Source organism: Picosynechococcus sp. PCC 7117, from assembly GCF_001693275.1.
Taxonomy (GTDB): Bacteria; Cyanobacteriota; Cyanobacteriia; order Cyanobacteriales; family MRBY01; genus MRBY01.
The window spans coordinates 2,997,252-3,019,968 of the sequence record NZ_CP016477.1; the positions used below are offsets into that span (position 1 = coordinate 2,997,252).

The following is a 22,717-nucleotide window of genomic DNA, read 5'->3' on the forward strand; positions in this document are numbered from 1 at the left end:
TAAGTATCGTTTTGACTTTAGTAAGTTCAAACTAATGGGCTTGATTATAATAAGTTATGTATCAAAAGCGCAGTCTAAATTCTCATAATTCCGCAATTTGGCGGCGATCGCCGAGACACGAATACCGCTCAAGCGACGTGCTCACAGGAATTTAAGGTTTTTATTACAATTTTGTTAAGAAACACCGTGATCCGGTAGCTGAAACCAAGGTTTATGGGGATGACGATGGTGTTCTTCGTGAAATGTGCCGAAATGGTAGCAGCTTAAAAATGACCAAATTCGCCACCCAATTGACTGTTTACTGATGCGTTTAGGGAGAGAGGGGCGATCGCGGTGGGGCAGATAAGTCCCAAAGAAAAACAGTTGCCAAGAACTGAGAAAAATCGGCAGCAGACAAAACACAAAAAAATTTTCGTAGGGCACATGGCCCAGCACATTTAACGGTAAGGCGATCGCCCCGAAAATTAGCACAAATCCCCAGAATTGCCGCCACGCTAAATATTTCCCCATAAAATGCCAGTACCAAAGCAGCGGATGGCGGTGCCGCCCATTATGAAAGTCCGGGTCTCCGGGTTGGGCAGGGTGGCGATGGTGCTTAGCATGGTTGCGGATACAGTCTTTGTAGGACAAGCAAGCGTACAAACTGACCCCCCAGCGGCCCAGGCGATGGTTCCAACGGGGGGAACTCGGCAACAAATTACCGTGCATGGCGTCGTGGGCCAGGATAAATAAACCTGTGTGGAAAAAAGTTCTCACGAAAATTCCCGCAACAATCCCAGGCCAGGACAGCCCCATTAGCGGATGACTCAACCAATACACAGCACTTCCCAGCCAAGCCGAGAAAATGGCGATCGCCCACAGTAGTCCCAGACCCTCTTCTTGCCGCATCAATTTCAAAATGTTGCCTCCAACCACGCCATACTGACAAAAAAACGCCCCAATTGGGACGTTACCAGGGATGAATTTATTGAGAATTAGGGCAATTCATCCAAGCATTCACTACTTACGCACAAGGTTGAGCAGTTCTTTCGCAGACGCGAGCAAATCAACGGCCACAAAGAAGATTTTCCCTTCAGGATTGAGGAGGAAGCGCCAAGCGACATTCATGCCTACCGCAGCACCAAACCAGGGCGTTTCACAGGTACCAGTGACTTTAATTTGGGTGTAACCATCATCAGTAGGTTCTACAACCCCTTTCTTCGGGTTGAGTTTCAGATTTTGACATTCCTCTTGGAAGAAGCGTAATACGGCATCTTTGCCGACAATCGGACGTTGGAACGGCGGCTGGAGAGCACCATCTTCTGCAAAGAGGCTGATCAATGCCGGAAAATCATTAGCATTGAGGTTGGTCATGTACTGGTTAATTGTGGGGTTATCGACACCTTCAATTTCGATTTTTTCCCGCTGTGCAATTTCCGTCGGCACGACAACCGGCTCAGAAACACGCTGATACCCTTCCATCTTGGCTGGGTCAAAACCCATATCCACAACGGCATTTCTCAAAACCGTAATTTGTTGGCCGGGTTCAAGGCTACGGATCGTATCTAAAACCGCAGAAGCATTGGCAGACAGCTTGTAGCCAGCGGGAATCGGTGCAACACTGCCTTCTTCCATCCATTCGCCGAGGCGGTACCAGAAACCGAGCTTAATATTTACAGACCAAGTCGCATAGGTGCGGTTGATAGGCGTATCGATACGGTTCGCCAGGTCGCACATTACCTGGGCTTGATCCTTAAAAGAGAGCTGCTTGATTTGCAAAAGGGTAGATTCTGCAAACTGCATATTTGCCGCACCAGGAGCAGCAATAGTGATTGACTTACCCATTTCCAGGTAAGCGAACCAGATTAATGCCAGTTGATCCTCTGCACTCAGCTGACTAAACCGAGCGCTGGTAGCCGGCACAACATCCGCAGTTAATGTACTGGGGAAGATGTTTCTTGCTGCATCGAGAGTATAAGGCATACAAATGTGCTCCGTGAAAGTTTAGTTTTTGTCCTTGAGTCAAGGTTAACACACAAAAACTTAACAATTGTTTACATCTTGGATAAGAATATGTTGGCAATGGCATTACTTTTGATTAGTCAAAGTGGGAAACTTAGACAAGGCAAGCCTTTTGGATCTCATCGACACTTTCTCAATTATCTAAGGCTAATGTCAAAATTGTTTTATGTTTAGCGCTCAGATTAAGGGGAAGGCAATGGAGAAAATTGTGGCTGGGTACAAGGATCAGCTAACGGATCTGATCCAACGGTACAAAAATCAAGTGGATTTTCTAGCGATTCGTTTGGAACAGTCAGCGGGGAGCAGTATTGTTTTGCGGTCAAATAAGATCGAGACCCTCAGTGAAAGTACCTCCCTTGGGGGCCAGGTGCGCGTTTGTCACAAGGGCGGTTGGGGGTTTGCGGCCTTTAATAATCTCGAAAATCTGCAGCTCCGGATCGAAGAGGCGATCGCCGCCGCGATTTTAATCGGCGATGATGAAACACTTTTGGCTCCCATTGACCCAATCCAAGCGGTTTGCTCTTTACCCCTAAGCGGAAGCGACCCACGCCACATTCCTTTACAGCGGAAAAAAGAATTATGCGATCGCTACAGTGATTTGCTCTTGAGCCAGAGCGGTAAGATTACCAGCACCAGGGTCAGTTACGGCGACAGTACCCAGCACATCATCTTGGCGACTTCAGAGGGCACCCTGATCGAACAGTCCTGGGTTGATCTAGAAATGCGTTTTTCCGCCACGGCCCGTGATGGGGAAACGGTGCAAACCGGGCGGGAAACCACCGGTTCCCGCAAAGCCTACGAAGATCTAGAAAACCTCGATGAACAAGTTAAAGGCGCAGCCCAGCGGGCCGTTAACTCATTAACCCTCCCCACAGCCAAAGGCGGCACCTATACCGTTGTCATTGACCCCATTTTGACCGGGCTATTTGTCCACGAAGCCTTTGGGCATCTCTCCGAAGCGGACATGGCCTATGAAAATCCCGATCTTCTCGAAACCATGAGCATGGGCCGACAATTTGGTGGGGAAGATCTCCAGATTTTTGATGGAGCCGCCCCAGTAGGCCATCGTGGTAGTTATCGATATGATGATGAAGGCGTTCCGGCTACCACGACCCAATTGATTCAAGATGGCAAACTTGTGGGCCGCCTCCATTCCCGCGAAACCGCTGGCAAGCTCGATGAAAAACCGACAGGCAACGCCCGCTGTTTGAACTATCACTATCCGCCCATTGTTCGCATGACCAACACTTGGATCGAACGGGGTAAAACGCCCGTTGCCGACTTACCCACGGACATCAAAGAAGGGGTGTATGCGAAAAACTGGCTCGGTGGCATGACCAACGGTGAAATGTTTACCTTTAGTGCCGGGGAAGCTTGGATGATCCGCGATGGCAAAATTGCTGAACCCGTCAAGGATGTCACCCTCTCTGGCAACGTCTTTAAAACCTTAAAAAATATTGAGGCGATCGCCGACGATTTTTACTGGGACGAATCCGGTGGTTGCGGCAAGGGAGGCCAAAGCGGTTTACCCGTCGGTTGTGGCGGCCCCTCCCTGCGCATTCGTGATGTCGTCGTCGGCTAAACATCCTCCCTAGAGAGAGGTGGCCGAAGACTGGAGGATGTTCCGGCCCCCAAAAGATCCTCCCTTGAGGGAGGTGCCGAAGCCGGAGGGTGGTGTCCCTAGAGTGGAGAATGTTGAATTTTCAAAATGCTTGTGCCAGCATAAAGAGGTTCTACCGGATAAAACCTGCCGGAGAATAGGAGGTGATGCCCATGAATGACAGTAGTAACAACATGGGTCTCACAGTTAAAGTAAATCGGCTGCGTGCCGGGGCTGTTCTCTAAAATTTTGCTTACTCTGCTGAGTAGGTTAAGAGAGTCGGAGTTCCTTCCGGCAGTCAGATTTTAACTAAAGAGACCCGACTAGACCGCCCTTGCTTCGTTATCGTAGAGATAACCCTAGTAAGGGCGGATAGTTTTTTAGAGGAGGTTTTCTCCATGGCAACCCGATTGACCGACACCGAAATCCAAGCACAATTGAGTCAATTTCCTGAATGGTCAAAGGTTGATAACAAAATTCAACGCCGATTTAAGTTCAAAAACTTTATTGAGGCCATTGACTTTGTAAACAAACTCGTCGAACCGGCCGAAGCCGCCGACCATCACCCCGACATCGAGATTTCCTACAACAAAGTCACCGTAAACCTAACCACCCATGACGCTGGCGGCCTTACCCAAAAAGATTTTGATCTCGCCGGAACTTTCGATCAACTGTAAACGTCAAAAGCCGCCAACACCTCAAACAAAACCTTAAGGAAAAACATCTGGGAAGTTTTTAGATTTTCTATCTAGAAGAAAAAAAATAAGCGCAAGCACTCTATCGATTCAAAATCCAGGAGGCTATGCTGTAACATTTCTGACAAAACTTCTCAGGTAACTTTTACTTAATGGATAGGTAAAGGAATCATCAAAAAATTCTTATGACGAATCCATTCCCAATCCAAAATTTTGAGCTAATATGATTGATACAAAGGCCTAATCTGAAATCTCAGAATCTAGTGCCTAATGTGTGAGGAAAAACAAATGAAAACATCTTTATCTCTCTGGAAGTCTCTATCCATTGCTTCCGCTGCTGTCGGCGTTTCCGTTGCCACTGCTGGCACCGCCCAAGCCCAAGCAAATAACAGCGAACTCCTTAATCAAATCAACACCTACAGTCAAGGTGACATTGCTCAGGTAAACAGCGTTTTCCAACTCAGCGATGTATCGCCTTCTGACTGGGCCTTTGACGCGCTTCGTAACCTAGTCGAAAACTACAACTGTATCGTTGGTTACCCCGATGGCACCTTCCGTGGTAACCGTCCCCTCAGCCGTTATGAATTTGCGGCTGGTCTGAACGCTTGTTTACAACAAATCGAGCGGATGATACAAAGCGGTGGTTCTGAAGTAACCCCCGAAGATCTCGCTGCACTCCGTCGCTTGATCAACGAATTTGAAGCGGAACTGGCTACCCTAGGCGCTCGCGTCGATGACCTCGAAGGTCGCGTTGAATTCCTTGAAGATAATCAATTCTCCACCACAACTAAACTGAAAGGTGAAGTTGTCTTCGCAATTGGTGATAGTTTCGGCGACGTGAATGCCCTAGACTTTCGCCTTGAAGGGGGTGAAGGAGACATCACAATTGATGATGTTGACTTGACACCTGGCTTCTTGAGAGATGGTGTAGCCAGCGGGTTTAACGGTGCCACCATCGTTGCCAATGATGATGATGATACTCAAACGACTTTCACCGACCGCGTTCGCCTGACCCTTGAAACCAGCTTCACCGGTAAAGATACTTTAATCACTCGCTTGACTGCTGGGAACTCTTCATCTTTCTCCCCCACTGCAGGTGCAGTTGTTGATGATGGTCCTGATCTCGGCTCTGGTGTAGGCTTCCAAACCTTTAACCTCGACACTGGCAACGACGTTGTCATCGACTGGTTGGCCTACTACTTCCCTCTCCGCAGAGCAAATGTTTACCTCGCAGCTTTTGGTGGTCTCCACAGTGACTACACCAGCACAACCTTCGGTGCAACTGGCCTTGAAGATTTCACCGGTGGTAGCGGATCTCTAACTCAACTTGCTGCATCCAGCCCCATCTACACCATTGGTGGTGGTTCCGGTTTAGGTTTCAACATGCCTCTCGGCCCCGTTGATATCTCCTTGGGTTACCTCGCTGATGAAGCAGCCGATTCCACTGAAAGCAATGGTCTGTTCAACGGTGAATACGGTGCACTAGCACAGATTGCTTTCAACCTCGGCGATCGAGCTGAGTTGGGTGTAACCTACGTCAACAGCTACCACGACAGCGGTGCTATCTATGACTTCGGTGGTGGTTCTGCAGTAAATGGTACAGCTTGGGCGAACGCTCTTGGCTTGTTCGGCACTGAAGCCAATAGCTACGGTGTTCAAGGTAAGTTTGACATTACTGACCGTATTTCCTTAGCCGCTTACGGGATGTACACTGATGCCAAAGTTTCTGGTTCTAGCGACGAGTTCGACATCTGGAGCTATGGTCTTGGTGTAGCCTTCAACGACCTCGGTAAAGAAGGTAACGTTCTTGGTCTCTTTGCTGGTGCTCCTCCTTACCTCGCAGAAGGTGATCTCAAGACTCCTCTGCAAGTTGAAGGTTTCTATAAGTACCAACTCACCGACGGAATCTCCATCACTCCTGGCGTAATCTGGTTGAAGGATGCGGCTCAGGGTGTGCTGGGTGAAGAAGATGCCATCATCGGTACTCTCCGCACTACCTTCACTTTCTAAGTCAGTTAACTTTGTTTAGACAGATTTAATTCTCACACTTTTTGATTTTGAGAAAGCCTCACCTCCGGGTGGGGTTTTCTTTTTGGACACCCCCACCCCTCAAGGGGAGAAGACACCCTCCGGCCTGTCGGCCACCTCCCTCTAGGGAGGATTAATGCTTCTCTAATTCCCTTCATACTCTGTTTTTCTAAAGCAGGATATTAGGGGAAGATGGTAAGTGATGTCTATGGAATCAGAACTTGATGAGAATTAGTGTTTTTGGGATGGGGCTAATGGGGACACCGATCGCCCTGAAATTAGCCCAGGAAAATTTTTTGGTGACCGCTTACAACCGGACAACAGACAAACTGAATCCTCTGGAAGAACAAGGTTTAACAGTAACGACGAATCCCCAAACGGCGATCGCCAACAGTGATTATTTAATTTTGACCCTCAGTGATGCGGCGGCAATCCAAACGGTCTTATTAGAAAACGCAGATACTTCCTTTACAGGGAAAACAATTATCCAGATGGGGACGATTGCCCCGGAAGAAAGTAAGGCGATCGCCGAAGAAGTTCAGCGACGTCAAGGTCAATATCTAGAAGCACCAGTCCTCGGCAGTATTCCCGAAGCGAAAAAAGGAACATTATTGGTGATGGTCGGGGGCGAAGAAACATTATTCCAAGCCTGTTTGCCAATTTTTAAAACCCTGGGGCAAGACCCGAAATATATTGGGGCAGTGGGTCAGGCAGCAGCCCTGAAATTGGCTTTAAATCAGTTGATTGCGGGCTTAACAGCTAGTTTTTCCCTGAGTTTAGGGTTAATCCAACGGGAAAAAGTCGATCTTGATAAATTTATGGGGATTTTGCGAGATAGTGCCCTCTATGCCCCCACCTTTGATAAAAAACTGCCGCGCATGGGCGATCGCACCTTTGCAAATCCCAACTTCCCCACAAAGCATTTACTCAAAGATACTAGGCTCTTTTTGGCAGCCGCAAAAACCGTGGGCCTCGATACGACTGGGCTAGAAGGCATTCGAGACATTATCGAGCAGGCGATCGCCCTAAATCTCGCCGAGGCAGACTACTCTGCTATTTATCAAGTGATTAATCCTGGCCCCACACCTTAGCGACCATTTGATTACGACCGCGGGCCTTGGCTTCGTATAGCGCGACATCCGCCAGGGCGACAAATTTTTCTGGATTCGTCGTCACACAGCCTGGTTCAATGGAGGCGATACCCAAACTGACCGTGACAATCGGCGCTACCAAAGAGCTCTGGTGGGGAATCTGCAAACTGCGGACTTGCTCGATGATATTTTCTCCTAACAATTGCGCCCCAATACCGGGGGTATCTGGCAAGATGACAATGATCTCTTCGCCACCATAACGGGAAACTAAATCTGTGGGTCGCTTCACTTGGCTGGCGATCGCCTGGGCTACTTCAAACAAACAATGATCACCAGCCTGGTGACCATAGGTATCATTGTAATTTTTAAAAAAATCCACATCAATGAAAATAATCGAGAGAGGTATTTGATTGCGGAGCATCAGTCGCCATTGACGCTCTAAAACCAAATCAAAAACCCGACGATTCGCCAGTTGGGTCAAAGGATCTAAAGCCGCTAACCGTTGCAATTGCACATTCGTCGCTTCCAAACGTTGGTAGAGCTTTGCCTGATAAATGAGATGGCGCACCCGTTGGCGCAAAATTGTCCAGTGGATCGGTTTGGTGATGAAATCCGTTGCCCCGGCGGTAAAGGCCTTGGTGACTGATTCGTCATCCTCCCGGGCCGTAATCATCAAGATGGGAGTGCGGGCGATCTTTGTCAGCAGATCTTCTGCTTGTTGGTAGGCCACCAATTCGTGACGAAGCAGGAAAGTTTCCTGGGAAGATTCAGTATTTTTTGCAGGAGAAATTTCAGTGCTGGCTTGGAGTTGTCGAAAGGCATTGCAAAATTCCAAGCCATCCATGACCGGCATCATAAAATCCAACAGGATAATATCGGGCATGGTTTTTTGGAATATTTCTAGTCCCTCTTGACCATTGGTTGCTTCAGCGACTGCATAACCTTCTTTTTCCATCCAAAAACGAATCAGGCGACGCGAAATTGGATCGTCATCAATGACAAGAATTAACGGTTGATCATCCTGCATTGAGGCAGAATCAGCGGTCATAGATTCTAGGCGCAAAAAGAACTATATGGTTATTCTAACGGGTTACTGCCCTAGGCAATCGGCCCTCTGATGTTAATTTGACGACCTTTCAGAGATTTTCAGTATGATCACTTAGGCTGCTATTCCTGCTCGATTTGGGTGACGCGGCGCACGTTCAAAGTATCGCTCATGTTTTTAATTTGATTAATGCTGTGGGCTAGTTGTTGGGCATTACGAATTTCAATCCGCAAAGAAATAATCGCTGGTTGGCCGTGGCTCGTTTTGACATTGGTACTCCGCACGTTGATGTGCTGATCGCTCAGGCGTGACAAGATATCCCGCAGGACTCCCACCCGGTCAATGACTTCAATGCGGAGATCCACAGGGTAGACCGGGGCGTGCTTTTGGTCGATGCTGGGATTCCAACTCACAGGAATTAGGCGATCACCATCGAAGTTTTGCACATTGGCGCAGCTGCGGTGGTGAATGGAAATACCTTTATGGCTGCGGGTGACAATACCGATAATCGGTTCGCCGGGCAAGGGCGCACAACAACTGGCGATGGTATAAACCAACCCTTCAATGCCAGCAATGGGGTATTTATGGCTATCTTGGAGGGGCTTGGCCGGTTTCGTCGCTGTGTTTAAAGAAGCTTCTAGTTCCAGTTGGGGGAGATGTTCTTCTTCCTGGTCGCGCACTTGATCCCGCCAGCGGTTCACCACTTGGTTGAGGGTGACTTCGCCGTAACCCAAAGCCGCCAACAGATCCTCAGTGTTTTGGTAATTGCACTTGTGGGCAACGGTTTGCATCGCCTCGGATTTGAGGATCGAATCGAGGCCCGTTTTCCCTAATTCTTTTTCGAGTAAGCTGCGGCCCCGTGCTAAGTTTTCATCCCGCCGCGATCGCTTAAACCATTGGCGAATCCTATTTTTGGCACTGGGAGTAACTACATAATTGAGCCAATCGAGGCTGGGGTGGGCATTTTTTTGGGTAATAATTTCGACGATATCGCCATTGCGGAGTTTTTTCTCTAACACCGACCAACGGCCATTGATCCGCGCCCCTTTCATGTGGTTCCCCACCTCGGTGTGAATGCGGTAGGCGAAGTCGATGGAAGTAGCGCCTTTGGCCAGGGCCACCACATCTCCATTGGGGGTAAAGACATACACATCATCTTCAAAGAGATTGTCCTTGAGGTTATCAATGTATTCTTCAGCATCCTTGAGGTCGCTTTGCCATTCGATCAGTTGCCGCAACCAAGTGAATTTTTCGTCTTCGGAAGTGAAACTAGCGGCGGAATGACCAGCTTCTTTGTATTTCCAGTGGGCGGCAATCCCGTATTCGGCGATGTGGTGCATTTCCATGGTGCGAATTTGCACTTCGAGGGGGCGACCATTTAGGCCGACAACGGTGGTATGGAGCGATTGGTAACGGTTGGGCTTCGGCAGGCCAATGTAGTCTTTAAAGCGTCCAGGAATCGGTTTAAAGGCATCATGAATCACCGCCAGGGCGCGGTAACATTCGTCATTGGTTTCGACAATAATCCGAATCCCAGCGATGTCAAAAATTTCGTCAAATTCTTTGTGTTGTCGTTGCATCTTGTGATAGATGCTGTAGAGGTGTTTCGGGCGACCTTTAATTTCCCAGACGTGGAGGCCCAGGTGACGCAGGCGATCGCGGATAATTTCGATGGCCTCTTCGAGTTTGGCTTCCCGCTCGGTGCGTTTTTCGGAAATGTGTTTTTGCATCGAACGGTAGGCTTCCCGCTCTAGATACTTAAAACAGAGGTCTTCTAGTTCCCATTTAAAACGCCAAATCCCTAAGCGATTGGCTAGGGGCGCAAAGATTTCACGGGTTTCCAGGGCAATGCGTTCTTGTTTGTCGGGGCGCAGATGTTCGAGGGTGCGCATATTGTGGAGGCGATCGGCGAGTTTCACGACAATCACGCGGATATCCTCGGCCATGGAAAGAAACATCCGCCGGAAATTTTCTGCTTGGCGTTCTGTTTTGCTGGAAAAAGTAAACTTGGTGAGCTTGGTTACCCCTTCAACAAGCTTGCGGGTTTCAGCGCCAAAGCGTTCTTCAATTTCTTCGGGACTGACTTCTGTGTCTTCGACCACATCATGGAGAAATCCCGCCGCAATCATTGCGCCATTTCCGCCTAGATCAAGCAACAATCCTGCTACGGCAATGGGATGGGCAATATAAGGCTCACCAGATTTACGGGTTTGACCTTCGTGGAGGGCATGGGCAAAGCGGAAGGCTTCACCGATGAGTTGGCGATCGCCTTCGGAGACCCCGACCAATTGCTCTGGCTGATAAAGGTAATTTTTCAACCAAGCAGGTAGCGGCACATCAAATTTTTCTGTTTCGGATGCGGCAGTTAATTGAACGGGAGAAGCAGTCATAGAAACACAGGGGAGAAGAAAAACAACAACGACAGCGACAGTGGGTTAGGCAGAAGCAGGACTATTGACAAAGGTGATTTAACTTAAGCTTAACCCACGCTTCTGGGTGGTCAAGAAAAAGCTAGGGACTTGCTCCCAAAGAATTAAGAATATGGAGTTATGAACTTTAACACTTCCACAATGGACCTAACGTAAAGACTGGTCTTCACTTAAGTATAGGTACCTTAATTCTCACGTGAACTACCTGATGCTCTACGCCTAGCGATGAGCATGGGCTTCCTGATTCAACGGGAACTGCATCCAACAAAACAGACGTTTTGCCAGGTTGTCTTACATTCCCTCCACAGGCAGTATCGCTGGTTCCCAACGACAATACTTGAACTGAGTCCAGTCGAAGTATCCGCAAGCCTTCATTTCTGATATTGATTGCTGCATTGATGTCCCTGTCATGATGAGTGCCACACCCTTCACAATTCCAAGTTCGTACATCCAACGGCAGACTTTTTACCCGGTTTAGACACACATGGCAGGTTTTAGAACTAGGAAAGAAGCGGTCAATCTCCAGATATTGCTTTTTTTCCCATTCCGCCTTGTACTTAAGCATCGTGCAAAACATTCCCCAGCCCGCATCACTGATTGCTTTGGCTAAATTATGATTTCTCACCATGCCCTTCACATTGAGATTTTCCACCACAATCACTTGGTTTTCGTTCACTACCTTGCGGGATAGCTTGTGGAGAAAATCCCCTCGACAGCGCGCAATCTTGCCATGGACTTTTGCCACCGCCAACCTTGCCTTCTGTCGATTCCGACTCCCTTTCCGTGTCCGAGAAAGCCTTTGCTGTTTTCGCTTTAGGTTCCGTTGATGCTTGGCAAAATGCCGGGGGTTTGCAAACTTAGAACCCTCACTGGTAATCGCAAAGTGAGTCAATCCCACATCAATCCCTACAGCCTTATCGGTCGGCCCCGACTCAACCTTTTCCTGTCTATCATCCACCAACACAGAAGCAAAATATTTACCATCAGGAGTTCGTGAAACCGTGACGGTTTTTATCGTTCCCTCAAGAGGACGATGAACACGACAGTAAACAGCACCAATCTTGGGTAGATGTACGTAATCCCCCTCAAATTTGACATTCTGGGGGTAGCTAATGGATTGCTTTCCATGCTTTGACTTGAAGCGGGGCAACATTGCCCGCTTCTCAAAGAAGTTTTTGTAGGCAGTCGAGAGATTGAGGGCGACCACCTGAAGGCACTGAGAATAGGGTTCTTTTAGCCATTCATGCTCCTTTTTGAGAGTAGGCAAAAGCCCTTGAAGATAGCCACGGGATAAACCTTTTCCAGTTGCCCGGTAAGTCTGTTGACACAAATGCAGCGCATAATTCCAGAACCAGCGAGCACAACCAAAAGATTTCGTGAGAGAAACCTGTTGGTCTGAAGTCGGATAAAGTCTGTACTTATAAGCGCGGTACATTAGTTAAAAAAGTGATCAGAAAGTTGTGCCATAAAACAAAAGTCTTGCTTTATTACCTCCGGGTCGAACCTCAGTGTCGAGACCTCGCCGAATTTTTGCTGAAGTATTTTGAAATGATCACCAATGTTAATTTTAATACAGTTTTGATGGCTTGTTTGTTCTCTAAATTTGCACTATCTACTCGATGAATTTTTCCGCCTATCAACAATTAAAAATCGATCTGCAAACCCTGGCCACAGATTTAACGCCCCTCCAACAGGAATCGGGGGCTTTAGTCCGTCAGGGCCAAGGGTTCCTCAGCTTTTGGGAAACCCAGTTAGCCCCCCTCACTGGGGAACAGCTTCCTGAAAAAATCTATAGCGCTTGGCGATCGCTCCACACGGAATTGTATCGGGGGCTGCGGCTCCTCAATACCGATTTAATCTTTCTCCAGGGCAGTCGTAGTCCCAGCACCCAAAGCCAAAAACAACAGCAGATCCAAACCCGCCTGACCCAACTCGATCAATACTGCACAGAAATCATTAAGCTTGGCGATCGCCTGACACCGGAAGCGTAAAGTGAAACTCGCTGCCCTGGCCTGGGGTACTATCGACCCAGATGCGGCCTTGGTGGGCTTGGATAATTTGCCGACAGACGGCCAAACCCAGACCGTAGCCCTCTTGGGTGGCGTCTCGCTTAAGACGAAAATGCCCCTCAAAAATTTTTTCCTGTTCCTCCTCCGGGATACCATGGCCCGTATCAATCACACTCACCTGTACCTGTTGGAGGGTGCGATGGAGGCCCACAAGCCGCACAAGCCCCCCTTCAGGGCTGTATTTGATGGCGTTGTCTAGTAAATTGACAATGACCTGCCGGATCAATTCCCGGTCTCCATAAACCTCCGGCAGATCCCGGGGGATATCTAAAACTAATTGAATTGATTTACGTTGAAACCGCTCCTGAATTTGCTCTGTGATTTGTTGGCATAGGGGACTCAGGGCCATCGGCTGGGGCTTAACATCTAATTTGGTCAGCAGTTGCCGTGACTCTTGGAGCAGCTCTGTGATCATCCGGTTCATGATCTGGAGTTGGTTTTTCGCCTGCTGATAAAGCTGCCCCCGCAACCCAACTGTTTTTTCCGTTTCCGGACGTTTTGAGAGGATTTCTAAGGTTTCGATGGCGATGGACGTTCCGGTGAGGGGACTGCGCAAATCATGGGCCAGCATCGCCAAAATCTGATCTTTAAATTCAATTTGCTTGAGGAGAGCTTCTTTTTCCCGTTGCAATTGGAAGATTTCGTCGGACAGGCGCATTACTTCCTTAGAATGTTCTGTCTGGGACGCAGCCAAGCGGCGATCGCATCGTTCAACCTCTGCCAATTGGCGATCGCCAAGCTGTTTTCTGAGTGCCGCTACTGTATCCAGCCACTGGCCCCACCACCGTTCTAGATCCGGCAAAATATTGCTGCCTGCAAAGACTTGCAACGGCTCCGGAAAAACCTTGACCAGAGAAGGCGTCGCCACCAAACGATACAATTCCACCAGTTGGGGTTGATCTTTGATATTGATAATTTCCAAAGAAAAATCCGTTTCTTGCCGCAAACGCTCAAGATAATCTTGCACCCGCTTGATCTCACTCCGATGGGCCAAACGCTCATCCGTAAACAACAACAATCGCAGTTGCATATCGGCCGTAACGGGTGAAAGTTGAGATTGATCTTCAGCAGACACAGGCAGTTCAAACAAGACAAATTCGCCCCAAGAAAGTAAGTGATCCACAATCTGTCTACCATGCACAATCTAGGGGAAAAGAACAGTTTATGGTGAGCTTACTCCAAAACCCATTGTAATCCGTAGAGGACCAATTACCCCATGTTCCCAGAGCCTCAAACTTGAGTTAGATGCGGTGCATTGACCAAATCGTTTTAGAATCTAATGGAAATTGACACCGACGCCTCAAAATCGTTCAGCAAGCGACTCTTTTTAAGGAAGGAATACCACTATGGCTTTAGGCTACGTTGCCCTCGTTCTCCATGCCCACCTCCCCTTTGTCCGTCACCCCGAAAGTGATTTTGTCCTTGAAGAAGAGTGGTTATTTGAAGCAATTACCGAAACCTATATCCCTTTGCTTCATGTATTTGAAGGGCTAAAGCAAGATGGGATCGACTTTAAAATTACGATGAGCATGACCCCACCTTTGGTGGCGATGCTCCGGGATCCTCTCCTCCAAGACCGCTACGACGCCCACATGAAGCTGTTAATGGAGCTGGTCGAAAAGGAAATTGTTCATAACAAATACAACGGTCACATTAAATATTTAGCGGAGTATTACCACAAAGAATTTAGCGCCATCCTCGACACCTGGGAACGCTATGACCGGGATCTCGTGACGGCCTTTAAGCAGTTCCAGGACAGTAACAACCTCGAAATCATCACCTGTGGTGCCACCCATGGCTACCTCCCCCTGATGAAGATGTACCCCCAGGCAGTTTGGGCACAATTGCAGGTGGCCTGTGAAAGCTACGAAGAGAATTTTGGGCGTCCCCCCAAGGGCATTTGGTTGCCTGAATGTGCTTATTATGAAGGTTTGGAGCGGATGCTCGCCGATGCGGGACTGCGGTACTTTCTCACCGATGGCCACGGCATTCTCTATGCGCGCCCCCGTCCCCGCTATGGTAACTATGCGCCGATTTTCACCGAAACAGGGGTGGCTGCCTTTGGCCGGGACCATGAGTCTTCCCAGCAGGTATGGTCATCGAAGGTGGGTTATCCGGGTGATGTCTGTTACCGGGAGTTTTATAAAGATCTCGGTTGGGAAGCGGACTATGAATATATCAAGCCCTACATTATGCCCAACGGCCAGCGGAAAAATACGGGGATCAAGTACCACAAGATCACCAGTCGTGATGGTGGTTTATCCGAAAAAGGCCTTTATGATCCCTACTGGGCGAGGGAAAAAGCGGCAGAACATGCGGGCAACTTCATGTACAACCGGGAGCAACAGATTGGTCGTCTGAATAAGATGATGGGGCATCACCCGATTGTGGTGTCTCCCTATGATGCGGAATTGTTTGGCCACTGGTGGTACGAAGGCCCCTGGTTCTTGGATTACTTTTTCCGCAAGTCTTGGTACGACCAAAATACCTACCAGATGACCCACTTGGCAGATTATCTAAAAATGGAGCCGACGCAACAGGTGGCTGTGCCGTCCCAATCGAGTTGGGGATACAAGGGATTCCATGAATATTGGCTTAACCAGACGAATGCTTGGATTTATCCCTATCTCCACAAGGCTGCGGAACGCATGATCGAGCTTTCGACGCGGGAACCAGCTGATGAACTAGAAGAACGGGCCTTGAACCAAGCAGCTAGGGAGTTGCTGTTGGCACAGTCATCGGATTGGGCGTTTATTATGCGCACAGGTACTATGGTGCCCTACGCGGAACGACGTACTAAGAGTCATGTGTTACGCCTGGAAAAAATCTATGAGGATGTAAAGATCGGCAAGATTGATGCGGGTTGGCTCGAAAAGATTGAGAAGATGGATAATATTTTCCCGAATATTGATTATCGGGTTTATCGGCCTTTGTAGGCAGAACACCCCTCAAGAAACACCTCTCTAGCTCTCCTCAAGGGGAGAGGACACCCTCCGGCCTATCGGCCACCTCCCTCAAGGGGAGAAGACACCCTCCGGCCTATCGGCCACCTCCCTCAAGGGAGGATTTTTTTTTGGACGGTTCAAAAAGTGGCACAGGGCAAGAAAATTTCTGGGATTGGGTCGCCACAATGGTGGTAATAAAGGCGATCGCCCTTGGGGCAGGAGAAAAAAATCTGATGGTTAGTTACAGTTTTATTAGCTTTGGATTTGGGTCGGGGTTTCTCGCCCTAGTGGTCTTTTTCATTTTGCAGTGGCTCCAGATTCCGGCGGGGAGTTTAGTCGATTGGCTGGTGGGCATTGCCAGTTTTTGGTGGCTGTTAGCGGTGGTAACGATTCCGTGGAATATTTATTTTGAGGCGGAAGAGACAAAGGCAGAGGCGGTGATTTCTCGCCAGAAAAATATCCCCGTTGATGCCCAACAGTTAGCCTATGTGGCAAAAATTGCTCGGTTTGGTTTGCTGTTGGCGATCGCCCTCCATCTGCTTTCGGCTTTGGGATTATATGGTCTGGCGGCCTGGGGCATTAGTCCGGTGGGGTATGTCACAGGCGGGGCAATATTATTGCTCACGGCATTGCGGCCAGCGGTGCGGGCTTACCAATTTATTGCCCAGCGTCTTATGTCGATTCGCCAACAAATTCAATATCCCCGGGAAGATGTGGTGGAATTACGTCACCGGGTGGTGACCCTAGAGGCAGGAGTTAAAAACCTACAAGAAATAACCGAAAAAAATAGCCAAACCCACCAGGAAGAATGGCATAGCCTCCGGCGCGATTTAGCGAAAATGCGGGCCGCCCTCGAACAACTAGAAGCCACCAATGAAGCGGCTCACCAACAACTCGCCCGGGAAGCGACGACGGCGATCGCCCAACTCAGTGAAGACAGCCAAGTGTTGAACCATGTGCGGGAAATTATTCACTTCTGGAAACAAGCTTAGGTTTAAGGTTTGCGCCGTTATGCCCTAATGGTCAAAAAGTCCCGATAGAATGGGAGCAAAACATCATCCCCGCACTCACTATGCCTCAGTTTTTGTTGACTTGGTTAGCGACGGCTGGCTCCCTCTTTCTTACGGCCACCATTGTCCCCGGTTTAGAAATTAATGGCCTGACCACAGCCTTGATCGGGGCGATCGCCCTTGGGTTTGTGAATGCCATTGTTAAACCAATTTTGATCCTCTTTACCCTGCCCCTGACCATTTTGACCCTCGGCCTATTTCTCCTGGTTGTCAATGCGATCGCCTTGGGGTTAGTCGGCTACCTCACACCGGGTTTAGAAGTCAATGGCTTTTTCCCGGCGGTGATTGGTTCCCTGGTGCTGACCTTTATTTCCAGCTTGATCAATCAACTCCTCGGCCAAGACGACGAACTCACCGAATAATCTTTTTTCGTCACTCACTCTACCCAAAATTTCGCCTCCCAGTAGTGAACCGGGGGGCAATTTGCTTTTATGCTAGGGAGAAAATCGGCAATCTTTACCCAAAATCTATGGCAACTGCGGAAAATCTCTTGGTCGTCAATGACGTCTATGCAGGATATATCAAAGATCTAAACATTCTCCAGGGCATTAACTTTCGGATCGCTCCCGGAGAATTAGTGGTGGTCATTGGCCCCAATGGCGCAGGAAAATCGACCCTCGCTAAAACGATTTTTGGTCTCCTGACCCCCAACCAAGGCAACATTACGTTCAAAGGAAAACCCATTACTGGCCTGCGTCCCAACCAAATTGTGCAACGGGGTATGTGCTACGTCCCCCAGATTCAAAATGTCTTTGCCAACCTGAGTATCGAAGAAAATTTAGAAATGGGGGCCTTTGTGCGGTCTGGCTCCCTCGAAAATCTCAAGGAACAAATTTATACGATGTTCCCCGTGCTGAAACAACGGCGCAAACAACGGGCGGGCACTCTCTCTGGGGGCGAAAGGCAAATGTTAGCCATGGGTCGGGCTTTGATGTTAGACCCGGATCTTCTCGTCCTCGACGAACCGTCAGCAGCTCTTTCCCCGATCCTCGTGGCTAGTGTTTTTGAACAAATCAAAGCGGTCAATCAACTGGGTAAAGCGATTATGCTCGTGGAACAAAATGCAAAAAAGGCGTTGGAATTTGCTGACCGGGGCTATGTTTTAGAAAGTGGCTGTGATCGCTTTGAGGGCACAGGGCAAGATTTGCTAACGAACCCGAAGGTCGGAGAACTCTACCTCGGTGCCGCCTACAAAGAGACCTAGATTCGCTACAGTAAAAACTAGAGCTTGGGTAATTGCGGTCGTGGTGAAGTTTCTGGACAATCTGAAAACCTCTTGGCGGCAATGGTGGCGATCGCCGGAAGCAGAAACCCCAGAAATTATTGATGTGGCCGCAGAACCCATCGAGACGCCCCCCCAGAAAACATCCCCCAAGCCCTGGCAACGGGTCATTGAGAGATTTCGCCCAACCCAGCCAGCGGTCACAACTCTCCACGACGATCTCGAAGAACAGGTTAAAGCCAATTTACGGGAACAGGATAAAACCCGCATTGCCCAGGTATTCCAGCGGTTTGCCCAGGGGGTAACGCCAGCGGATATTGAAAAAATTAAAGCTCATTTAGGGGAGATGCGCCGGGGGCCAATCAAAGATATTTGGCAAAAGGTGCAAGGCCTCGCCCAACTGATTAAGGATCCGAATGTGGCCTGGCGGTCAAAAACCATGGCGATCGCCGCATTGTTGTATTTAGTTTCGCCCCTCGATGCGGTGCCGGATGTGATTCCCTTTGCGGGGTTAGCCGATGATGCAGCGGTGATTATTGCGGTGGGTTCGACCCTCGCCTTTGAGTTAGAAAAATACATGACCCGTCAGGCAGAAAAAAAGGCCGAAATCGAAATTAAAAAGCACACCACCAACGTCAGAATAACACTTCTCGGCAGTATTGCCGCAGCGGCGATCGCCATTCTCGTCAAAATTGTCCTGAATATTCTGTCGTCCTAACCAACAAGTTTCAAGAAAAAGAATACACAGGCGTTTCTACAACTTTGAGGGGCGGTTGTTGACCCCAGATAATTTCCTGCAACCGATCTACCGTCTCCGGCGCAAATAATTTCTCGCCCGTCTCCTGGCAGACCCTAGCCGGGACATTTTCCACAACGTAAATCTTCCCGGCAATTTCCACGGAATAGGTCACAAAAGAATCAACAAAAGTTTCTTCAAAAGCAATGTCGCTCATCTACTAATTTCCTGTAGCAACTTCCTCCATTTTGCAAAACACTACATTTGCTTGAGGTAATCCTCATAACCGATCGCCGTTAATTGAGTTTGTTTATTGAGCACCATCTCCTTGAGACTTTGACGATAGGCTTGCACTTGTTGTAAAAGCGCTGGATCGAACGCCCCTAACATTTGCACCGCCAACAAACCGGCATTGGTCGCATTGCCGATCGCCACTGTCGCCACCGGAATACCACGGGGCATTTGCACAATGGAATAGAGAGAATCCACACCGCTGAGGGTACTGGTTTTAACGGGCACCCCAATCACCGGCAAAGGCGTCAGAGCAGCAACCATCCCCGGTAAGTGCGCGGCTCCACCTGCCCCAGCAATAATCACCTTTAAACCCCGTTCATGGGCTGTTTGGGCATATTCCACCATGCGCTCCGGGGTACGATGGGCAGACACAATGCCAACCTCGTGGGGAATATTAAATTGTCTACAGATGGCGATCGCCGCTTCCATCGTGGGAAGATCAGAATCGCTCCCCATAATGATGCCAACCAGGGGATTAATTACACTCATAGGTTTTTAGCTCATGTATGTCATGCCGACTAACCATCATAAACAAAGGGAGAACTCTTCACAAACCCTGATCAGGGCATGTCTTGTTGGTTTAGAAGGTCAATTTTGGTTGCGATTCGATGCAAATCGCTGTTTAACACATCTGGAGCCAATGGAAGCCGAAATTCCACTAGAATTCCAGGAAAATATCCAGGATATTGCTGGGGATTTATTATCCCTAGGGGGAGTGGATTTACAGATTAACGGTGGTTTGGGTTTAGCGTTTCCGGAAGTGACCCAGACGGATCTGCCGAAACTTCAAGAAATTTGTGATTATCTTTGGGGCCAGGGCATTGACGCATTTTGTCCGACCATCGTCACCACTTCTTTAGAAAATATCCGGCGATCGCTGGCTGTTTTTGCCGAGCTTTGGGGAGACCCGCAACCGAATACAGCAAAAATTTTGGGGATACATTTAGAGGGGCCATTTTTAAATTACGAAAAACGAGGGGCGCACCCAGCCCAACATTTACAACCGTTGACCCTGAAGAATCTGCAACAGGTAATCGGCGAATTTGCCCCAATGATCAAAATCATTACCCTGGCCCCAGAACTCGATTCCAGCCATAAATGTGTGGAATATCTGCGCTCTTTGGGGATTGTTGTTAGTTTGGGTCACTCCCTCGCTACAGAAACAGAAGCCAATCAAGCCTTTGCCCGTGGCGCAACGATGATCACCCATGCCTTTAACGCGATGCCCAGTTTGCATCACCGGGAGGCGGGTTTATTGGGAGCAGCAATGGTTAATCCTGACGTTTACTGCGGTCTGATCGCCGATGGCCAGCACGTCAATCCCACGATGTTGGAGATTTTTTTGCGGGCCGCGAAACGACCTTTTTTAGTCAGTGATGCCCTCGCCCCCATTGGTCTCCCGGATGGGGTATATCCTTGGGACGATCGCCAAATTACCGTCACCCACGGCACGGCTCGCTTGGACAATGGCACGTTATCCGGCACGACGTTACCGCTGTTTGCCGGGGTCAAAAACCTTGTCCGGTGGGGTATTTGTGATTTAGAAAAGGCGATCGCCTTAGCGACTCTGGCCCCCCGAAAAGCCCTTGGTATGGCGACTTGGACAACGGGCAAACCCATCAACCTTTTGCGTTGGCAAGGAGTAGATGGCACCGTTGAATTTAGCCGACTTTAGTGAATTTTTTCCACGTGCCAACCGGTTTGGGCACCAATCTTACCCGCTTTGACAAACCGCCAATTGCCCCGCTCAAAGCTATTTTTCCCTTTTTTGGGACTGGGTTGAACGCCGATCAATTGGGCCACTTCGTCCGTCGAAATCATCCAACCTGCCGTGGCGGCCTGTTCTAAAACGCTGAGATAAGCGAGGGGATTAGACGCTTGACGGGATTCCGAAAGGGCCGCTTCTACTCTGGCAAGCTTCTGGGCGATCGCCGCCATTTCTGTTCTCATGTCCCCTAGCTGATCACTTAAATTTTGCACGACCTCCTCTAGAGCAATTGTTGTCACCGTCGGGGTATCCGTTGGCAGAGGATCTGCTTTTTCTAAAACTTCTGGCCCTGCTATTGTCCCAGGCTGAGATGACGAAACAGTTGGCATAGGTTCAGGGGAAGTCGCTGATGGCGAATCATCCCAAGGATCTGGGGCTAATTGATTTGCTTTTTGTAAGTTCGGCTGAAAATCGTGGGTTTGAATCCAGGTACGATTAACGGCAGTGGCCAAATCCTGGAGGTAAGCTGCCGTTTGGGATTTACCTTGGTCTTCAAACTGCCGGGCTACCTCCTGCATAAACTTCACCAAATCCGGGGTGATTAATTTTTGATTCGCCGCTAAAATCTGTTGCTCTTCTCCCCGACGACAATTTAAAAGCGCTTCGATCAATTGGGCATAGGCTTGGGTAGTGGCATCTGGTTGGGGCGCGACCGGATTCGGTTGGGTGAGAATGTGATGTAATTTGCCCGCCCAGTTGTGGAGATAGCGAGCCCCATTCAGTTCACCTTCCGCCGCAAGGTAGTTAGCCACCTGTTCCATCACTTCAATAAATTGGGCATCCACCAACTGCTCGTTTTGCCGCAGGACAATCCACTCTTCACCCCGGCGGCAGTTTAAGAGTTTTTGTACCAAATCAAGGTAAGCTTTCAGATTTTTCTGTTCCATGGGTAATGGACTCAAAAATAGAACCATATATCTACCCATTGTGTCCTATTTTGGTGACATTTTAGCCAAGTAATTAGGACTTCACAGAGCTAAACAAATCAAGGCAAAAAACTTCATAATTTTCCTAGGGATAAACTTGAGGATAGTTAATAGGTTCAATATAGTTACCATCACATTCATCCTTGAGGAGAAACCGATTTAAGCTGAGATCTGTACCTGTAAATTGATAAAACCCCAAGCTACCGCAATCCCCTAAACCTCTGCCTTTCGTAAAAATACTAATGGTTTGGCTACTCGGATCATATTCTGAATACCCAGCTCTGGTTACTTCTGTTTCTTTAATCAATTGTTGATCCGTATCTTGGTAGAAATAAGTAATCGGTAGTGGCGTCAGATCGAATTGATCCTCGTCTCTTCGGTATAAAAAATAATTCTGGAGCAGTTGATAGGCCGTCGAGCCACAAACAAGGTGCACAAGATACTCATCTTCACCCACACGGTAAACATTAGAGGCCGCTTCTGTGAGCTCCGATTCAAATCTAAACTCTTGGCAAAGCCCCAATTCTTCCCGGTTTTCCAAAAGCTCCGGAATGATTGCTTGGCTGATATCAGGGGAGGAATAATTCTGATCTACTACTTCTACTTCCTTCGTATCGGCCCCTTGAGAATTAACTAGGGGCAATGGTTCAGCGGGAACAGGAATTGGTTCTTCTGTCGGATCGGTAGGTGTTGTTCCGTCGGGTTCAGGGGCAGAAGGATTAGACTGATTTTGGCAACTGCTTAACCCCAAGCCAAGGCTGATCAGGGTACTAAAAGTAATAAATTTAAACCTCATAT

At 48.7% G+C, this 22,717-nt stretch carries 21 protein-coding genes; 11 read left to right on the forward strand and 10 right to left on the reverse strand.

Features of this window, described 5'->3' with window-relative positions:
* Positions 1-174: 174 nt before the first annotated feature.
* On the reverse strand, positions 175-888 hold the full coding sequence (locus AWQ22_RS14305; RefSeq protein WP_157094642.1) for a fatty acid desaturase: 714 nt from the start codon (positions 886-888) through the stop codon (positions 175-177).
* Between the two features lie 111 nt (positions 889-999).
* On the reverse strand, positions 1,000-1,962 hold the full coding sequence (locus AWQ22_RS14310) for an orange carotenoid protein N-terminal domain-containing protein (protein WP_012308397.1): 963 nt from the start codon (positions 1,960-1,962) through the stop codon (positions 1,000-1,002).
* Between the two features lie 235 nt (positions 1,963-2,197).
* Between AWQ22_RS14310 and AWQ22_RS14315 the strand changes: the two genes are divergently transcribed.
* The 4 genes from AWQ22_RS14315 (at position 2,198) to AWQ22_RS14330 (ending at position 7,415) form a co-directional block, all read left to right on the forward strand.
* A complete protein-coding gene (locus AWQ22_RS14315) occupies positions 2,198-3,583 on the forward strand; it encodes a TldD/PmbA family protein (protein ID WP_065711536.1) in 1,386 nt (461 codons plus the stop codon).
* Between the two features lie 416 nt (positions 3,584-3,999).
* Positions 4,000-4,278 carry a 4a-hydroxytetrahydrobiopterin dehydratase gene (locus AWQ22_RS14320; protein ID WP_012308399.1) on the forward strand — a complete coding sequence of 93 codons (279 nt, stop codon included), beginning with the start codon at positions 4,000-4,002 and terminating at the stop codon, positions 4,276-4,278.
* A 306-nt stretch (positions 4,279-4,584) separates the two neighbouring features.
* Entirely contained in the window at positions 4,585-6,306 is a 1,722-nt protein-coding gene (locus AWQ22_RS14325; protein WP_065711744.1) for an iron uptake porin, read from the forward strand.
* 242 nt (positions 6,307-6,548) lie between these two features.
* Complete coding sequence (locus AWQ22_RS14330) at positions 6,549-7,415, forward strand: NAD(P)-dependent oxidoreductase (protein ID WP_065711537.1); 867 nt, start codon at positions 6,549-6,551, stop codon at positions 7,413-7,415.
* On the opposite strand, the gene AWQ22_RS14335 is transcribed toward AWQ22_RS14330, so the two are convergent.
* From AWQ22_RS14335 to AWQ22_RS14345, 3 genes are all read right to left on the reverse strand, one after another.
* Positions 7,393-8,463, reverse strand: a complete 1,071-nt coding sequence (locus tag AWQ22_RS14335; protein WP_065711538.1) for a diguanylate cyclase domain-containing protein — start codon at positions 8,461-8,463, stop codon at positions 7,393-7,395. The two genes, AWQ22_RS14330 and AWQ22_RS14335, sit on opposite strands and share 23 nt — an antisense overlap.
* A 119-nt stretch (positions 8,464-8,582) precedes the next feature.
* Positions 8,583-10,850 carry a bifunctional (p)ppGpp synthetase/guanosine-3',5'-bis(diphosphate) 3'-pyrophosphohydrolase gene (locus AWQ22_RS14340; protein ID WP_065711539.1) on the reverse strand — a complete coding sequence of 756 codons (2,268 nt, stop codon included), beginning with the start codon at positions 10,848-10,850 and terminating at the stop codon, positions 8,583-8,585.
* Positions 10,851-11,055: 205 nt separating this feature from the next.
* The gene (locus tag AWQ22_RS14345; RefSeq protein WP_065711540.1) at positions 11,056-12,324 is read right to left on the reverse strand and encodes an RNA-guided endonuclease TnpB family protein; all 1,269 of its coding nucleotides are present in this window, start codon (positions 12,322-12,324) and stop codon (positions 11,056-11,058) included.
* A 184-nt stretch (positions 12,325-12,508) separates the two neighbouring features.
* On the opposite strand from AWQ22_RS14345, the gene patD reads away from it, so the two are divergent.
* Entirely contained in the window at positions 12,509-12,880 is a 372-nt protein-coding gene (patD, locus tag AWQ22_RS14350; protein WP_065711541.1) for a heterocyst frequency control protein PatD, read from the forward strand.
* Here the strand turns inward: patD and AWQ22_RS14355 are convergent.
* Positions 12,846-13,988 (reverse strand): histidine kinase, encoded by a 1,143-nt coding sequence (locus tag AWQ22_RS14355; protein ID WP_065711745.1) that lies wholly within the window; start codon positions 13,986-13,988, stop codon positions 12,846-12,848. The two genes, patD and AWQ22_RS14355, sit on opposite strands and share 35 nt — an antisense overlap.
* 316 nt (positions 13,989-14,304) lie before the next feature.
* On the opposite strand from AWQ22_RS14355, the gene AWQ22_RS14360 reads away from it, so the two are divergent.
* The 5 genes from AWQ22_RS14360 to AWQ22_RS14380 all read left to right on the forward strand — a co-directional run bounded on the left by AWQ22_RS14360 (position 14,305) and on the right by AWQ22_RS14380 (position 18,913).
* Entirely contained in the window at positions 14,305-15,894 is a 1,590-nt protein-coding gene (locus AWQ22_RS14360) for a glycoside hydrolase family 57 protein (protein WP_065711542.1), read from the forward strand.
* Positions 15,895-16,136: 242 nt separating this feature from the next.
* Positions 16,137-16,895: a hypothetical protein gene (locus tag AWQ22_RS14365; protein ID WP_065711746.1), complete on the forward strand. Its 759-nt coding sequence runs from the start codon at positions 16,137-16,139 to the stop codon at positions 16,893-16,895.
* Between the two features lie 80 nt (positions 16,896-16,975).
* Entirely contained in the window at positions 16,976-17,335 is a 360-nt protein-coding gene (locus AWQ22_RS14370) for a phage holin family protein (protein ID WP_012308408.1), read from the forward strand.
* A 107-nt stretch (positions 17,336-17,442) separates the two neighbouring features.
* A complete protein-coding gene (locus tag AWQ22_RS14375) occupies positions 17,443-18,177 on the forward strand; it encodes an ABC transporter ATP-binding protein (protein WP_062436324.1) in 735 nt (244 codons plus the stop codon).
* Between the two features lie 40 nt (positions 18,178-18,217).
* Positions 18,218-18,913, forward strand: a complete 696-nt coding sequence (locus tag AWQ22_RS14380; RefSeq protein ID WP_232321402.1) for a YkvA family protein — start codon at positions 18,218-18,220, stop codon at positions 18,911-18,913.
* Positions 18,914-18,923: 10 nt separating this feature from the next.
* Here AWQ22_RS14380 and AWQ22_RS14385 read toward each other — a convergent pair whose 3' ends face one another.
* Positions 18,924-19,148, reverse strand: a complete 225-nt coding sequence (locus tag AWQ22_RS14385; RefSeq protein ID WP_065711543.1) for a YgiT-type zinc finger protein — start codon at positions 19,146-19,148, stop codon at positions 18,924-18,926.
* Between the two features lie 41 nt (positions 19,149-19,189).
* Positions 19,190-19,714, reverse strand: coding sequence for a 5-(carboxyamino)imidazole ribonucleotide mutase (purE, locus tag AWQ22_RS14390; RefSeq protein ID WP_030007687.1), 525 nt, complete (start codon positions 19,712-19,714; stop codon positions 19,190-19,192).
* Positions 19,715-19,865: 151 nt separating this feature from the next.
* Here purE and nagA point away from each other — a divergent pair, with 151 nt between their 5' ends.
* A complete protein-coding gene (nagA, locus tag AWQ22_RS14395) occupies positions 19,866-20,900 on the forward strand; it encodes an N-acetylglucosamine-6-phosphate deacetylase (protein WP_232321404.1) in 1,035 nt (344 codons plus the stop codon).
* On the opposite strand, the gene AWQ22_RS14400 is transcribed toward nagA, so the two are convergent.
* Positions 20,897-21,880 carry a hypothetical protein gene (locus tag AWQ22_RS14400; RefSeq protein WP_065711545.1) on the reverse strand — a complete coding sequence of 328 codons (984 nt, stop codon included), beginning with the start codon at positions 21,878-21,880 and terminating at the stop codon, positions 20,897-20,899. The genes nagA and AWQ22_RS14400 overlap by 4 nt on opposite strands.
* Positions 21,881-22,004: 124 nt before the next feature.
* Positions 22,005-22,715, reverse strand: coding sequence for a DUF1176 domain-containing protein (locus AWQ22_RS14405; RefSeq protein ID WP_065711546.1), 711 nt, complete (start codon positions 22,713-22,715; stop codon positions 22,005-22,007).
* Positions 22,716-22,717: the final 2 nt, after the last annotated feature.

Bases quoted from the DNA above. Each gene is read 5' to 3' on its own strand.
- AWQ22_RS14305 (WP_157094642.1), bottom strand. From the start codon at position 888: ATGCGGCAAGAAGAGGGTCTGGGACTACTGTGGGCGATCGCCATTTTC.
- AWQ22_RS14310 (WP_012308397.1), bottom strand. From the start codon at position 1,962: ATGCCTTATACTCTCGATGCAGCAAGAAACATCTTCCCCAGTACATTA.
- AWQ22_RS14315 (WP_065711536.1), top strand. From the start codon at position 2,198: ATGGAGAAAATTGTGGCTGGGTACAAGGATCAGCTAACGGATCTGATC.
- AWQ22_RS14320 (WP_012308399.1), top strand. From the start codon at position 4,000: ATGGCAACCCGATTGACCGACACCGAAATCCAAGCACAATTGAGTCAA.
- AWQ22_RS14325 (WP_065711744.1), top strand. From the start codon at position 4,585: ATGAAAACATCTTTATCTCTCTGGAAGTCTCTATCCATTGCTTCCGCT.
- AWQ22_RS14330 (WP_065711537.1), top strand. From the start codon at position 6,549: ATGAGAATTAGTGTTTTTGGGATGGGGCTAATGGGGACACCGATCGCC.
- AWQ22_RS14335 (WP_065711538.1), bottom strand. From the start codon at position 8,463: ATGACCGCTGATTCTGCCTCAATGCAGGATGATCAACCGTTAATTCTT.
- AWQ22_RS14340 (WP_065711539.1), bottom strand. From the start codon at position 10,850: ATGACTGCTTCTCCCGTTCAATTAACTGCCGCATCCGAAACAGAAAAA.
- AWQ22_RS14345 (WP_065711540.1), bottom strand. From the start codon at position 12,324: ATGTACCGCGCTTATAAGTACAGACTTTATCCGACTTCAGACCAACAG.
- patD (WP_065711541.1), top strand. From the start codon at position 12,509: ATGAATTTTTCCGCCTATCAACAATTAAAAATCGATCTGCAAACCCTG.
- AWQ22_RS14355 (WP_065711745.1), bottom strand. From the start codon at position 13,988: ATGCAACTGCGATTGTTGTTGTTTACGGATGAGCGTTTGGCCCATCGG.
- AWQ22_RS14360 (WP_065711542.1), top strand. From the start codon at position 14,305: ATGGCTTTAGGCTACGTTGCCCTCGTTCTCCATGCCCACCTCCCCTTT.
- AWQ22_RS14365 (WP_065711746.1), top strand. From the start codon at position 16,137: ATGGTTAGTTACAGTTTTATTAGCTTTGGATTTGGGTCGGGGTTTCTC.
- AWQ22_RS14370 (WP_012308408.1), top strand. From the start codon at position 16,976: ATGCCTCAGTTTTTGTTGACTTGGTTAGCGACGGCTGGCTCCCTCTTT.
- AWQ22_RS14375 (WP_062436324.1), top strand. From the start codon at position 17,443: ATGGCAACTGCGGAAAATCTCTTGGTCGTCAATGACGTCTATGCAGGA.
- AWQ22_RS14385 (WP_065711543.1), bottom strand. From the start codon at position 19,148: ATGAGCGACATTGCTTTTGAAGAAACTTTTGTTGATTCTTTTGTGACC.
- purE (WP_030007687.1), bottom strand. From the start codon at position 19,714: ATGAGTGTAATTAATCCCCTGGTTGGCATCATTATGGGGAGCGATTCT.
- nagA (WP_232321404.1), top strand. From the start codon at position 19,866: ATGGAAGCCGAAATTCCACTAGAATTCCAGGAAAATATCCAGGATATT.
- AWQ22_RS14400 (WP_065711545.1), bottom strand. From the start codon at position 21,880: ATGGAACAGAAAAATCTGAAAGCTTACCTTGATTTGGTACAAAAACTC.
- AWQ22_RS14405 (WP_065711546.1), bottom strand. From the start codon at position 22,715: ATGAGGTTTAAATTTATTACTTTTAGTACCCTGATCAGCCTTGGCTTG.